This is a genomic window from Paenibacillus soyae (assembly GCF_024623455.1).
GTDB classification, from domain to species: domain Bacteria; phylum Bacillota; class Bacilli; order Paenibacillales; family Paenibacillaceae; genus Pristimantibacillus; species Pristimantibacillus soyae.
In genome coordinates this window covers 41,690-55,301 of record NZ_JANIPJ010000025.1, presented here as the reverse complement: position 1 = coordinate 55,301, position 13,612 = coordinate 41,690, and the positions used below count along the sequence as shown (strand labels likewise).

Here is a 13,612-nt window from a genome sequence, read left to right as displayed (position 1 = left end):
GAACCAGAATCCCGATCACCCCATGTTATATGATCTTTCGCTTATTTCGAGATTTACTGAATAATATTGTTGTCCGGATCCTTCACGTATGCCTTCATTGCATCCGTTACCGTTATGCCTTGCTCTTCCGCTGCTTTAAGGTTAATAATGAAGTCTAGCTTCTGCGGCTTCGACACGTTCATCTCTCCTGGATTTTTCCCATTCAAGATCTCGACAGCCATCTGGCCGGCTTCATAACCATGATCGTAGTATTTGAAACCAACCGTTGCGAAAGCGCCTTTCTCAACTGTATCGCGATCGGCAGAGAAGAACGGAATGTCGTTCTCGGCAGCTACGTCGATAATCGCTTCAACGCCAGCAACAACCGTGTTATCCAATGTAATATAAATAGCTTGTACTCGTCCTACCAAAGATTCAGCTGCTTGCTGAATATCGGAAGCGTTCGCTACAGGCGCCTTCACAAGCGTAATATTATGCTTGGCCAAAGCCTCCTCAGCGACTGCGCTCATCACGACAGCATTGTCCTGCGATTCGTCGATCACGATGCCAACGCTCTTCACGTCTGGGAACTCCTTGGCGATAAAGTCCATCGTTTGTACAATTGCATCAGGGTTCGAATCGGAAGCTCCCGTTACGTTGCCGCCTGGCGCTTCCAATTGCGAAACGATGCCCGCATCAACGGGATCCGTGACTGCCGCGAAGAGAACCGGGAAATCTTTGATCTCGTCGACCAACACCTGCGTGTTAGGCGTAGCGATTCCAAGCGCAAGATCCGGCTTGTCCGACGCAATCTTCTCGGCGATTGGCTTGAAGTTGTTCGCATCGCCTTGCGCATTGTTATAATCAACTTTCAAATTGTCCCCTTCAACAAATCCTGCGTCCTTCAACGCGTCAAGAAATCCTTGGCGCGTAGCGTCCAGCGATGGATGCTCCACGATTTGCGAGATTGCGATCGAATAAGACTTTCCTTCGGTGCCGCCGTTATTTGCTGCTTGCCCTTCATTCTCCGTATTCGCTTTACCCGCGTTGCCGCCGCATGCTGCCGTCACCGTCATCAAGGACGCGAGAGCCAGTCCAAGCCAAAACTTCTTCTTCATTTTAATAACCCCTCTCAATAATTATTTCTTTTTTGGTTTGTTGCAAATATACGTCGAAGCTTTATCGCTTTTAGTCGCTAAAGTATTAATGCGTCGAATAATTAAATTCCATTTTTTAGCGAAAAAACGATTATAAATTAACTATAATAATTATCATAAGTCTACCCGCCCCAACCGTCAATGATTATCTTTCTGCTAAATGATGTTATTGCATGAAAAGTTTCTCAAAAACAAAAAACCCTCACCGAAGTGAGGGTTTTACAGAATCCGTAGCAGCCTGACGGCTGCTTTAGGACTATTTCAGGATTGTAGCTACAGCGCCAGCGCCTACAGTACGGCCGCCTTCACGGATGGAGAAGCGAGTTCCTTCTTCAACCGCGATTGGAGCGATCAGTTCAACTGTAACCGTGATGTTGTCGCCAGGCATAACCATTTCAGTACCTTCAGGCAGGTTGATGATACCTGTTACGTCAGTTGTACGGAAATAGAATTGTGGACGGTAGCCTGTGAAGAAAGGCTTATGACGGCCACCCTCTTCTTTAGTCAGAACGTAGATTTGAGCTGTGAAGTTCGTGTGCGGCTTAACCGAACCTGGTTTAGCCAGAACTTGACCGCGCTCGATGTCTTTACGGTCAACACCGCGAAGAAGTGCGCCTACGTTGTCGCCGGCTTGAGCGGAGTCCAGCAATTTGCGGAACATCTCAACGCCTGTAACAACGGATTTGCGAGTTTCTTCTTGAAGACCGATGATTTCGATCTCGTCGCCAACTTTGATTGTACCACGCTCTACGCGGCCTGTAGCAACTGTACCACGGCCTGTGATTGTGAATACGTCCTCGACAGGCATAAGGAAAGGCTTAGCCGTGTCGCGCTCAGGAGTTGGGATGTATGTGTCGATTTGCTCGAACAGTTCAACGATTTTGTCAGCCCAAGGACCGTCTGGGTTAGCCAGAGCTTCACGAGCAGCGCCGCGGATGATTGGAGTGTCATCGCCTGGGAACTCGTACTCGGACAGAAGGTCGCGAACTTCCATTTCAACCAGCTCAAGAAGCTCTTCGTCTTCAACCATGTCGCATTTGTTCAGGAATACGACGATGTAAGGAACGCCTACTTGGCGGGAGAGCAGGATGTGCTCGCGCGTTTGTGGCATTGGGCCGTCGGAAGCGGATACTACCAGGATCGCGCCGTCCATTTGTGCCGCGCCAGTGATCATGTTTTTAACGTAGTCGGCGTGACCTGGGCAGTCAACGTGAGCGTAGTGACGGTTAGGAGTCTCATACTCAACGTGAGCTGTGGAGATCGTGATACCGCGCTCGCGCTCTTCTGGAGCTTTGTCGATTTGGTCGAACGCTACTGCAGCGCCGCCGTATTTTTTGGAAAGTACAGTCGTGATCGCAGCAGTCAAAGTTGTTTTGCCGTGGTCAACGTGACCGATTGTACCGATGTTAACATGCGGTTTATTACGTTCAAATTTTGCCTTAGCCATTGAACTGAATCCTCCTCAATTTAACTTGTTTTTGTATGTGTGGGCCGGCACCGAGAGTGCATGCACACCTGATGACGGCCAATTACAACTTAAGTCATAGGCACGCATTGAGCAAAAATTACTCAGCGTTGCCTTTGTGCTTAGCGATAATCTCTTCGGCGATCGACTTCGGAACTTCTTCGTAGTGAGAAAGCTCCATCGAGAATACGCCGCGTCCTTGCGTACCGGAACGCAGAGTCGTGGAGTAACCGAACATCTCGGAGAGAGGCACCTTAGCACGGATGATTTGCGCGCCTGCGCGGGAATCCATACCTTCGATGCGACCGCGGCGGGAGTTCAGCATGCCCATAACGTCGCCCATGTACTCTTCAGGAACAGTAACCTCTACCTTCATGATTGGCTCAAGAAGGACAGGCTTACATTTTTCTTTCGCAGCTTTAAGAGCCAGGGAGCCCGCGATCTTAAACGCCATCTCGGAGGAGTCGACGTCATGGTAGGAACCATCGACAACGGTAGCTTTGATATCAACGAGCGGGAAGCCGGCGATAACGCCGTTCTTCATGGACTCTTCGATACCAGCTTGGATTGGAGCGATAAATTCACGAGGAATCGCGCCACCCACAACCTTGCTTTCGAAGGTAAAGCCTGCGCCGGCTTCTTGTGGTTCGAACTCGACCCAACAATGACCGAACTGGCCTTTACCGCCGGACTGACGAACGAATTTACCTTCAACTTTAGCCGCAGCGCGGAAAGTCTCACGGTAAGCAACCTGAGGTTTACCTACATTCGTTTCTACTTTGAATTCACGGAACATACGGTCAACGAGGATTTCAAGGTGAAGCTCACCCATACCCGCGATGATCGTTTGGTTCGTTTCTTCGTCTGTATACGCACGGAATGTTGGATCTTCCTCGGCGAGCTTGGAGATCGCAACGCCAAGTTTGTCTTGGTCTGCTTTCGTCTTAGGCTCGATCGCGATTTGGATAACCGGCTCAGGGAAGTTCATCGATTCAAGAACGATTGGGAACTTCTCGTCACACAGAGTATCGCCAGTCGTTGTATCCTTCAGACCTACCGCAGCAGCGATATCGCCCGAGTATACTTCCGAAATTTCTTGACGGCTGTTCGCGTGCATCTGCAGGATCCGTCCGATACGCTCGCGTTTGTTCTTTGTTGCGTTCAGAACATAGGAGCCGGATTTCAGGATACCGGAGTATACGCGGAAGAACGTCAGGCGTCCTACGTAAGGGTCCGTCATGATTTTGAATGCCAGGGCCGAGAACGGCTCTGTATCGGAAGAAGGACGTACCGCTTCTTCGCCATCTTCGAGCGTACCTTTGATAGCTGGTACGTCAACTGGCGCAGGCAAGTAGTCAACAACCGCATCCAATACCAATTGAACGCCTTTGTTACGGTAGGAAGAACCTGCAACAACCGGGAAGATTTTAACTTCGCAAACGCCTTTACGAAGAACGGCTTTCAGTTCTGGAATCGTAATTTCTTCGCCTTCCAGATACTTCATCATCAGCTCTTCGTCCAATTCCGCAACTTTCTCTACGAGCTCTGCACGAAGTTCTTCAACTTGGTCAGCGTACTCGGCAGGGATTTCGGATTGGATCGGCTCTTTGCCAAGGTCGTCTTTGTACGTGTAAGCTACACGCTCTACAAGGTCGATTACGCCGATGAAGTCGGACTCAGCACCCATAGGAAGCTGAATCGCAACAGCATTAGCTTGCAGACGCTCGCGCATGTCTTTAACGACATTCAGGTAGTCTGCGCCAATGATGTCCATCTTGTTAACGTAAGCGATCCGCGGAACGCCGTAACGGTCAGCTTGACGCCATACCGTCTCGGATTGCGGCTCAACGCCTTCTTTCGCACTGAAAACACCAACGGCCCCGTCCAATACGCGCAGGGAACGTTCAACTTCTACTGTGAAGTCAACGTGACCCGGAGTATCAATGATATTGATGCGGTTGCCCTTCCATTGAGCGGTTGTAGCGGCAGACGTAATCGTGATGCCGCGCTCTTGTTCCTGCTCCATCCAGTCCATCGTAGCTGCACCTTCGTGCACCTCGCCGATTTTGTGGGTACGGCCCGTGAAGAACAAGATCCGTTCAGTAGTCGTGGTTTTACCAGCATCGATATGCGCCATGATACCGATGTTACGCGTATTTTCCAAGGAGAACTCTCTTGCCATGAATATGTCTCCTCTCGATTATGGTTATCCTACCAACGGTAGTGAGCAAACGCTTTGTTTGCTTCAGCCATTTTGTGCGTGTCTTCACGCTTCTTAACGGATGCGCCAGTGTTGTTGGAAGCATCCAGGATTTCAGCTGCAAGACGCTCAGTCATCGTTTTCTCGCCGCGGTTACGCGAGTAGTTCACGAGCCAACGAAGACCAAGAGCCGTACGGCGCTCAGGCTTAACCTCGATCGGCACTTGGTAGTTAGCGCCGCCTACACGGCGAGCTTTAACCTCAAGAACCGGCATGATGTTTTTCAATGCTGCTTCGAACACTTCCATTGGATCTTTACCGGAACGCTCTTGGATCAGCTTGAAAGCATCGTATAACAGCGTTTGTGCAGTACCTCTCTTACCGTCGATCATAATGCGGTTGATCAGACGAGTTACCAGTTTGCTATTGTAAACCGGATCCGGCAGCACATCGCGTTTCGTTACAGGACCTTTGCGTGGCATGTAAAGTCCCCCTTTCTTCTAATAGTAACTTGTTCTAGCATGTTATTAACCCGTCTGGGTTATACTTACTTCTTAACTTTAGGACGTTTCGTACCGTATTTGGAACGGGATTGGTTACGGTTGTTAACACCCGCAGTATCCAATGCGCCGCGCACGATATGGTAACGAACACCCGGAAGGTCCTTAACACGACCGCCGCGGATAAGAACGACGCTGTGCTCTTGCAGGTTATGACCGATACCTGGGATGTACGCTGTAACCTCTACACGGTTTGTCAAACGTACGCGCGCGTACTTACGAAGCGCGGAGTTCGGTTTTTTCGGAGTCATTGTACCTACGCGAGTGCACACACCGCGTTTTTGAGGCGCGCTGATGTCAGTCGCTTCACGTTTCAATGCGTTGAAACCTCTTTGCAAGGCTGGCGATTTCGATTTAACGACCTTCGCTTGACGGCCTTTGCGAACGAGCTGGTTGATTGTTGGCATGTTGCCACCCCCTTCCACATATTCATGTCTTTATTATGGTAGACATTTCACCCAATTTTTAAGCCCACAGAGCCAGGCGGTTCATAATTGAACAATACAATTTCCAAGCCTGGGCGTCAGGCACACTCCGATATATTATCACTTTGCTTATAGGCGTGTCAAGCGTGAAAATCGCCGTTTTTTGTCGGCTTGTCCAATTTACAAGAACATTATAAAACTCGGAATCCTTCCCGTCGTTCAATCCCGAAATGTAATCACCGCTACGAAAATAACCATTACAATAGATATCGCGATCAGCACATAACCGAAAACGCGAACAGGAAGCGGCATGTCCGCTAGATGTGTTCGCCGCATCGGTCCGCCGCCTTCCGCTTGCTGGAGAAAAGACGAATGCGGATCTTTAAACGGATGCTCCGCCTCTTTTAGACGCTCCATATTTTCATCTATCGCCGAACCGATTTCTTCATGAACCGGACGGTTATTAGAATCGCGCATCATTTACTCTCCCCCCGTCATTTCGTCGTTCGTTCGCCTCCCAGCGATACGACTGCCGTTTCGATCCGGTCCGCGAACTCGGTCGGCAGGTCGGCCTGGCCCGCGTACCAATAGTGCAGCAGCACATTGCGAACGACATAAGCTTCTGGAATCTGCATGTCGGCCCTCGCCCGTATCTCTTCGAAATCGGATTCGCCCTTCCGTCTCGCATTCTCCGATCGGTATTCATAGACGGAGAGAAACTCGCCGTTTGCAAGCTCGAACGTTCTCGGACGCTGCCCGTTCAGCTTGTAATAGGTCCGAACCGTATCCTCTTCCCCAAGCTCGACGCCTTGGACGGCCAAAGCCGATTGAAGCTGCGGCAAACGAGTTGTTTTTTCTCCATTGCCCTGCTGATCCAGTCCGCCGCCGGCGAAGAACGCGATAACGGCTGCCAGCAGAATTACACTAAAGGTAAACCCGATCATTTTATTACTCATATCCGGCATCTCCGTTCTTACGTTCAATGAAATCTTCTAGTAACAAAGACGCCGGATACTCTTCGATGGTTGCAATCCTTAACTCCCGGTTAATGGCCTCTCTTCCTTAACGATTCCTCTTTCGTAAATAACATGGGATGCGCTGACGCCGTTTAATACGATGACCGCTTCGCTCTTACTTTCGTCCAGAAAATATATTTTCCGATCCGCGCCGCTGCCTCCTTGCCAATCCGGAGCACCCGCTATGCCGTTGAACTTCTCGACGATCGAGTCCGTTCCCGCCGTCTGTGCCACGATTTTCTCGGCATCCTGCAAGGTTAGCCTGGCTTGGTCCCGCGGAAGCTCTCCCACGATCATAAGCGCTTCGCGCGTCCATGCTCCGAATCCCATACTGTCGTCGGCCTCAAGCTGCTGAAGCGCTTCCCTTTCATCCGAATCCTCGGCCAAGGAATAGAATGCGCCATAATCCTGCATGTGCGCGAGCGCGATCATTTGTTCGTCCACATCGACTTCCGTTCGTTCGGACTTCGCTTCTATGAAATAGGAGATCAACGCCAGCACGATGAGCGCGCACAAAAAAATAAGATTCGATTGGTAATCTCTCACCGGATTCCCCCCTCAACAAGGCTGCTGCTAACAGTATATGAGCAATAGGCCCTGCGGTTGAATCATTATTCCAGATAATATGCCATTTCTCCCCGCTAAAAAATGAAGACGGCCGAATCGTCCGATTCGGCCGTCTTTTACCCGCCATGCTACCGTATGATTTGTTTGTCCGACAGCGCCTCCGGCAGCTCGCCGTCGTCCGTCATGAACCGATCCACGACGAAGACGTGAACCGTATAATCGGACTGCTCCGGCTGCGGCACGTCGAAATAAGCTTCAAAGCGGCCGGTTCCCGCAATGTCGGCCGATACCGCCGAGTGGGCAATCGGCGTCTGTCCTTTCATGAGCTGGAAGTACACCGTCTCCAAGCCGGCATGATCGGCCGCTTCCAGCTCCCGCTCCACCCGCACGCTAGCCTTCAATCCTCCCGAGCGGACCAGAGGTCCGTCCGCTATTACGGCGAATGGCTTTTGGCCACTCTCGCCCTCATTCCCATCAACGCCGGCTTCCATTACCGCAAAATCATCGATTCGGGCAGCCTGGTTCGCCACTCGAACGCCGGCGAAGCCTTGCGTCAGCGCCGGCGTGTTCGCGCCGAACAGCTGGCCGTCGTCCACGACGTCGAACACGAGTTTATCGTCGACATAACCTTGAATCCGGTTGCCCTGCACGGCGAGCCGGAGCTGATACCATTTGCCTACGACATACGGATAGGGCCTCTTCAGACTTAGCTCCTTCAAGCTGCCGTTCGCCATTCTGCCCAGAGAAACGTAGCCTCTGCTTCCGCCCTGCAAGCCGTTCTCGCCGTCATGAATACGCAGCATATAGAAGTTTTGTCCATCCTCGGACGCTCTGGCGATGATACCCGGCAACGCCGGCGAGTTCACCGCCTTCACCCTTGCCCTCACCTCGTAGTCGGTCCACACGCCGGAGCCTACGGGAAATGCACGGTTCTGCGTCGTATGCTTCTCCAGCACATTGCCGCCCCCGTCATTCACGACGCGGAAGTGATCCGCCGCCCCGTTCCTCCAGCCCGTCGCCGGGGAGGTATCGAACGTTCCGTCTTCGAAGCTCTGCTCATAAAGAATGTCCCCCGCAGGAGCTTCCGGATTGGCCGTGAGATGAATCGTGTACGCCTGCCGATTGCCCGCTTCCGCCGTCACCGCCACGACGATCGTTCCCGTACCATCTATAATAGCGCCGCCCGCGATGTCGACTGCCGCCGTGTTGCTGGCCGTAGGGACGGCCTCCAGAACCGATACGTAAGCCGTCCGCGACGGCACGTTGACCGAATAGTCGTAGATGCCCGGCTGCAGCAGAATATCGCTGTCGGCAAGGCGGCCCGGATCGTATGCGCCGCTATCCGGAACGACGGACAGCTTCAGCGTGCTCAAGCTCGCATCGTCACTCGCTTGGCGCAGATCAAGCCGATAGAACGTCGCGCCGTTGTCTTCGAGGGAGCGCGCGGCAATCAGATGCGTCCGCTCTCCCGCTTCGCCAAGCTCGATCACTTCGCTGGCGGGGTCGGCCGACGCGTAAGCCCCTTCGAGCACGGAAGCCGTAACGGTTACGCCGGCTCTCCCCGATGAGGGCAGCTTCACGACATAGCGGCGCTTCTCCGGATCAAAGCCCTCGATCGTGTTCCCGTTCACCTGAATATCGCCGAGCTGCGGCAGTATCGGATAAACCTTCAAGTCGTCGAACCGCACGGACGCCAGCCGGCTTCGGATGCCCGCTTTCCCCGAAGGCAGCAGCGCCTCCAGCCCTTCCACGGCGTCGGTATCCGCGTAGCTGAGGATGAGCTCGCCGTTCACGTAGCCGCGGAGCATGCGGCCCGCCGTTTCGAGCCGCAGGGTATACCACGCGGCCGAATCGATCGCCGGGATCGGGGCCGTCGCCAGCTCGATTTTTTTGTGTCCTTCCGCCAGGTCCGTATTTTGCCGCTCCAGTATGACGCGGGACCCGGCCGAGGTCCTCTCCAGATGGAAATAATAATGCAAATTGCGGTCCTGGCTTTGCCCGGCTTTTCCGGCGCGTGCCGTAACGCCCATCTCCACGCTGCCCGTATAAGCCGAATCCGCCACCTTGACATTGGCTTCAATGCCGTAATCCCGCCAGCTGGCATCGCCGAAGAAACCGAAGTTGTCGGAGGAGGTTCCGAACAGCTCCGCCGGCTCCACATAGGTGCTCCCCGTTCCTGCGTCGGCGCCGAACGTCCACGTCGTCGTCTTGCCGCCGTATCCCAGAGTCGACCAGCTGGATACGTCCGCCCGCTGCCGCTCCGCCTCGAAGCCGTTCTTGTACACGGCGTCGGAGAATACCGACAGCTCGTCGATGGAGAGCGGTCCCCCCAGCGAGGAGCCGGTCACCGTCAGCTTCACGTATCGGGCATACGGGTTCCCGCCGAACCATTCCAGGGCATTGCCGGATGGCTGGATGCCGCCGGTCCGATCGACCGCGGTCACGTAGCTCTCGCCGTCGAGACTGGTCTCCAGCTTATAGCTGTAGCCTTGGCTTGCCGCGTCCGTCCAGCCGATCTCCGCTCCGGTCAGATAGAAGGCTTTGCCCAGATCGATTTCCGCGCTTTTCGGGTAGTTGCCGTCCGCGGCGACGGCTGCCGTCCCCTCATCGCCGTCCGTCAGCGCTCCGCCGTCCGCCAGATCGCCGGCGACCGTCTTGAAGGCGGATACCGTGTTCCGAATGCTGGCATCGACAGCTTCCAGCTCGATCAGCATGACGGCGTTCGGCTCCAGCGTCTGAAGGAACGAAATGTTGCCCGCATCGCCTATGGTGCCCTCGTCCACGAGCTCCAGCTCGTCCCGTTTGTTGTACGCATAGTTGCTGTGCGTCGCGTCGACCAAATATGTTTTGAAGCGGACCGCTTTGCCTTCGAATCCCGAGGACAGGTTCACGACGTTCAGGTTGATGTCCTGACTCGCCACGCCGTCCAGCTGATGGTTCCACACCATGATGGAGGCCTTCGTATCGCTATTCCTCGTCGGCAGCAGCCGGACGCCCGTATTGGCGGTGCTTCCCCCTATCGCCTGCACCTTGTCGTCGCCCAGACGGGAGAGCATGCGCATCGTATTGAAGTACGGGGTGAAAAACGTATGCCCCAGCAGCTCGTGATACCGCAGCTTATCCTCCGTTCCGATAAGCTGAAACTTGTTGATCTGCATATTTCCCCATTTGATCCGGACCTGTGAAATGTTCTTGGCCGAGCCGAGATCGAAGCGGAGCCAGCTCCAATAATCTCCCTGCAGGAATACCGTATCGTCGTTGCCGTCGATCACCGCCGCGACAGCTGGATCGTTCGCTGCATTCGGCACCTCGACCGGCTGCCCATTCTCGTCCAGAAACTCGATTTCCCTTATTTTCATCGTCTGCGACGTCGCGGACTCTCTCCAGCCCCTCAAGTTCATGTATCGAACCGGTCCCTCGTATCCCGAGTCGAACGTCTGCCATTCCGAATCGCTGCCGCTGCTTAGCGCGTAATCGACGTCGAACTGGTTTTTGAAATAGGCGTTCAGCGTGTGGACGGCTACCCAGTTCATGGGGATATCCGTACCGCCCTTCTGGTAGAAGTAAGCCGAATCCGTCATAAACGCGGCTTGCTTGGCCAGAGCAGCGCTGTCGGTGGCATCGCTTAAGCCGCCGCCGCCCTTCCAGCCGTATTCGCTGACGATCGTGACCGCGTTCGGATAAAATTGGCGCAGATAGCTTTTCATCTCGATTTCCTGCGTCTCGTTGTCCGCTACCTGCGTTCTGTATCGGTGCCAGGATACGAAGTCCACATGGTAGCCTTCTCTATAGGCGATATCGACGAACTCCTTCTGCTTGGCGAAATCGTACCCGGACAGGACGGGGCCGCCGACCTTCAGCCGTACGCCCTTCCCCTCTTGGAACGCGTCGTTCAAGCCGAGCTGCTCGTTCACCCACAGAACGGCTTCCGACATGCCCTTGTACATCCGCATGTAGCCCGGTTTCTCGGCGGTATGCTCCATCCGGTTCAGCTCGTGGCCGTAGAAAGCAGGCTCGAGATTCGGCTCGTTGCCGACCTCGATATATTCGAGCTTCGGATTTTTCTGCTTCAGCGCGAGGATGATCGTCTTCATAGCAGCGTCGTATTCGTCCCAATCCATCTCCGTCTGCCCTTTGATGAGACGGTTCTTGGCCGGGTTCGCCTCCCCGCCGTAGGAATACGCCAGCGAGAGCAGGATCGAATCGGCGAATTGCCCCATGAAATCATACGTTTCCTTCCGGCCGTGCTGAAGATCCGGATTGGTTGCCAGGTTCTCCGGGGAGTTGATGGAGTAAGCGAGATAATCGGGATTATCCGCGTCCTTGTTGTAGTACCAGTTGATCTTGACGAAATCCCGTACGATTCTCGTCTTGATCCCTTTCAATTCGTCCACGACATGGACGGGCAGAGGCGTATAATTCGTATTGTTGAATTGCTCGGTCCGGATCAGCTTCCCGTCCGGGACGCCGTAGTCCGCCTCCAATTGCACGGCCGTCGAAACGGCCGCCTGCGCCGTCCGTTCTTCCGCACGGGCGATCGGCGCGGCGGACGGCGCCAGGCCGTACGCGACCGATGCCGCCAGAATGCCCGCCATTGCCGCCCGGCAAGCTCTGCCGGTCGTCTTCCCCATTCTCGAAATCGTATGAGCCATCATTCGTTATGGATACCTCCATCTTCAGAATTATGGATAGATCAGCCGATATACGCGCTGCATCAATACCGCGGCTTCCGCGCGGCTGGTATGGCGATCGGGGTTCAGCATCCCATCGTCTCCGACGATCAGGCCGCTGGCGGCGAGCAGCGTGACGCTCTCCTTGGCGTACGGCGCAATTCGTTCCTCGTCCTGGAACGCCGTCACAACCGACGCTCCCGGACTCGCATCCAGAATTCCGGCCAGCTTCAGCGCCTTGGCCGTCAGCGTCGTCATCTCCTGCCTCGTGATTTCCTTATCCGGCAGGAACCGGTTGCCACCGGAGCCTTGAGTGATGCCGAGCGCCTTGGCCGTTCCGACCGCTTCTTCATAATAGCTTCCCGGCTTCACGTCTTCGAAACCGCTGACAGCGCTGCCTGCAGGCGATTCCAATGCCAGCAGCCTCATCAGCAGGAGCACGTAGTCGGCCCGTTTGATCGGCGCGGCCGGCGCATACTCCGCGTCGGATACGCCGTTAACGACGCCTCTGGCCGCCAGCTCGCCGATGGCGGGCTCCGCCCATACGTACCCGGCGAGGTCGGCGAACGGAGTCGGCCGATACACGATCTCGTACGTGCCCGGCCGCTCCGCGATAAACCGCATCTCGTTTGCCGCCGCATCATAGCGACCGCTGACGACGGGCTGCGTCTTGCCGTCCCGCCCGGTATGGGATACCGTGAGCAGACGATCCTGTTCGCCGTCCGCTTCATAAGGGACGGCTGCTAGAATCCGCCCGAACTCTCCGAGCTGCTCGTCATTCAGTTGCAGAGCGATATCGACGGCCGGACGATGATTCGCTGTCCTCCCGATACCGGTTACATTTGCATCTTTTATCGTCAATGCAACCTTGTCTACCATTGCAATGGATGGTCCCGGACGCGGAAGCAGTCCGCGCGGCAGCTCCAGCCATACCCACTCCGTTACGACGCGGAAAGCGTAGCCTTCCCCAGCCTCCGACAGCTCCCCCGCAGGCAGAACAAGCTCATATGCGGAAGCCCCTTCTACCGGATCCACGACAATCGATACGACGCTTCCATTCTCCGAACGTGTCTTGTCGATCATCGCCTGCGTGACCATCGCCCTCGAGACGCCCGAAGCATCGGGTTTGCCCGGCGCGACGACAAGCCGATCGTCGGCGGGCTCGGGCTCTACGTCAGGTACATGTACGAACGGCGGGTTCCCCGCGCCACCCTCCGTTACAAGAAACGTCGCCGCCGCCGTCTCATGCCCGCTTCCCGCCCTCAGCGTGTAGCGGCCGAGCGGAGCATCCGCCGGGATCGTGACCGGCTTGCCGATCGCCAGCTCCGACCGCTCCACGACGTCCATCCACAGCAGCGTTCCGTTCGGACGGAATAATTGGACGATGGCGTCCGGACGCTCCGTTTCTCCCCTCACCAGAATCGACTCTCCCCTCGCGGCATCCCCCACCGGCTCAAGCCGAACGGAATCCGTTGCGGCGAATGCGCCGGCCGGCAACAGCATCAAGGCAAGAAGCAGGACCAGCACGGCTCTCTTGCCGACTAACAGCTTCATCTTTTCTCCTCCTCCCGTC

10 protein-coding genes are annotated in these 13,612 nt (G+C 55.0%); all 10 read right to left on the bottom strand.

What is annotated here, in order from left to right; all coding sequences use genetic code 11:
* Positions 1-53: 53 nt before the first annotated feature.
* The 10 genes from NQZ67_RS25795 to NQZ67_RS25750 all read right to left on the bottom strand — a co-directional run bounded on the left by NQZ67_RS25795 (position 54) and on the right by NQZ67_RS25750 (position 13,593).
* The gene (locus tag NQZ67_RS25795) at positions 54-1,097 is read right to left on the bottom strand and encodes an ABC transporter substrate-binding protein (protein WP_257451664.1); all 1,044 of its coding nucleotides are present in this window, start codon (positions 1,095-1,097) and stop codon (positions 54-56) included.
* 295 nt (positions 1,098-1,392) lie between these two features.
* Positions 1,393-2,583, bottom strand: coding sequence for an elongation factor Tu (tuf, locus tag NQZ67_RS25790; RefSeq protein ID WP_257451662.1), 1,191 nt, complete (start codon positions 2,581-2,583; stop codon positions 1,393-1,395).
* Between the two features lie 118 nt (positions 2,584-2,701).
* A complete protein-coding gene (fusA, locus tag NQZ67_RS25785; RefSeq protein WP_257451660.1) occupies positions 2,702-4,783 on the bottom strand; it encodes an elongation factor G in 2,082 nt (693 codons plus the stop codon).
* Between the two features lie 29 nt (positions 4,784-4,812).
* Complete coding sequence (rpsG, locus tag NQZ67_RS25780) at positions 4,813-5,283, bottom strand: 30S ribosomal protein S7 (protein WP_087570303.1); 471 nt, start codon at positions 5,281-5,283, stop codon at positions 4,813-4,815.
* Between the two features lie 65 nt (positions 5,284-5,348).
* Positions 5,349-5,768 (bottom strand): 30S ribosomal protein S12, encoded by a 420-nt coding sequence (gene rpsL / locus NQZ67_RS25775; protein WP_257451653.1) that lies wholly within the window; start codon positions 5,766-5,768, stop codon positions 5,349-5,351.
* Positions 5,769-6,005: 237 nt separating this feature from the next.
* Complete coding sequence (locus NQZ67_RS25770) at positions 6,006-6,266, bottom strand: hypothetical protein (protein WP_257451651.1); 261 nt, start codon at positions 6,264-6,266, stop codon at positions 6,006-6,008.
* Between the two features lie 14 nt (positions 6,267-6,280).
* Positions 6,281-6,742 (bottom strand): hypothetical protein, encoded by a 462-nt coding sequence (locus NQZ67_RS25765; RefSeq protein WP_257451650.1) that lies wholly within the window; start codon positions 6,740-6,742, stop codon positions 6,281-6,283.
* A gap of 78 nt (positions 6,743-6,820) precedes the next feature.
* Positions 6,821-7,348: a hypothetical protein gene (locus tag NQZ67_RS25760; protein ID WP_257451647.1), complete on the bottom strand. Its 528-nt coding sequence runs from the start codon at positions 7,346-7,348 to the stop codon at positions 6,821-6,823.
* Positions 7,349-7,497: 149 nt separating this feature from the next.
* Positions 7,498-12,024, bottom strand: coding sequence for a discoidin domain-containing protein (locus NQZ67_RS25755; protein ID WP_257451646.1), 4,527 nt, complete (start codon positions 12,022-12,024; stop codon positions 7,498-7,500).
* Between the two features lie 27 nt (positions 12,025-12,051).
* On the bottom strand, positions 12,052-13,593 hold the full coding sequence (locus NQZ67_RS25750; RefSeq protein WP_257451643.1) for an S-layer homology domain-containing protein: 1,542 nt from the start codon (positions 13,591-13,593) through the stop codon (positions 12,052-12,054).
* Positions 13,594-13,612 lie beyond the last annotated feature (19 nt).

Excerpts from the sequence above, each read along its gene's own strand:
- NQZ67_RS25770 (WP_257451651.1), bottom strand. The coding sequence starts at position 6,266 with ATGATGCGCGATTCTAATAACCGTCCGGTTCATGAAGAAATCGGTTCG.
- NQZ67_RS25795 (WP_257451664.1), bottom strand. The coding sequence starts at position 1,097 with ATGAAGAAGAAGTTTTGGCTTGGACTGGCTCTCGCGTCCTTGATGACG.
- fusA (WP_257451660.1), bottom strand. The coding sequence starts at position 4,783 with ATGGCAAGAGAGTTCTCCTTGGAAAATACGCGTAACATCGGTATCATG.
- NQZ67_RS25755 (WP_257451646.1), bottom strand. The coding sequence starts at position 12,024 with ATGATGGCTCATACGATTTCGAGAATGGGGAAGACGACCGGCAGAGCT.
- tuf (WP_257451662.1), bottom strand. The coding sequence starts at position 2,583 with ATGGCTAAGGCAAAATTTGAACGTAATAAACCGCATGTTAACATCGGT.
- rpsG (WP_087570303.1), bottom strand. The coding sequence starts at position 5,283 with ATGCCACGCAAAGGTCCTGTAACGAAACGCGATGTGCTGCCGGATCCG.
- NQZ67_RS25750 (WP_257451643.1), bottom strand. The coding sequence starts at position 13,593 with ATGAAGCTGTTAGTCGGCAAGAGAGCCGTGCTGGTCCTGCTTCTTGCC.
- rpsL (WP_257451653.1), bottom strand. The coding sequence starts at position 5,768 with ATGCCAACAATCAACCAGCTCGTTCGCAAAGGCCGTCAAGCGAAGGTC.
- NQZ67_RS25765 (WP_257451650.1), bottom strand. The coding sequence starts at position 6,742 with ATGAGTAATAAAATGATCGGGTTTACCTTTAGTGTAATTCTGCTGGCA.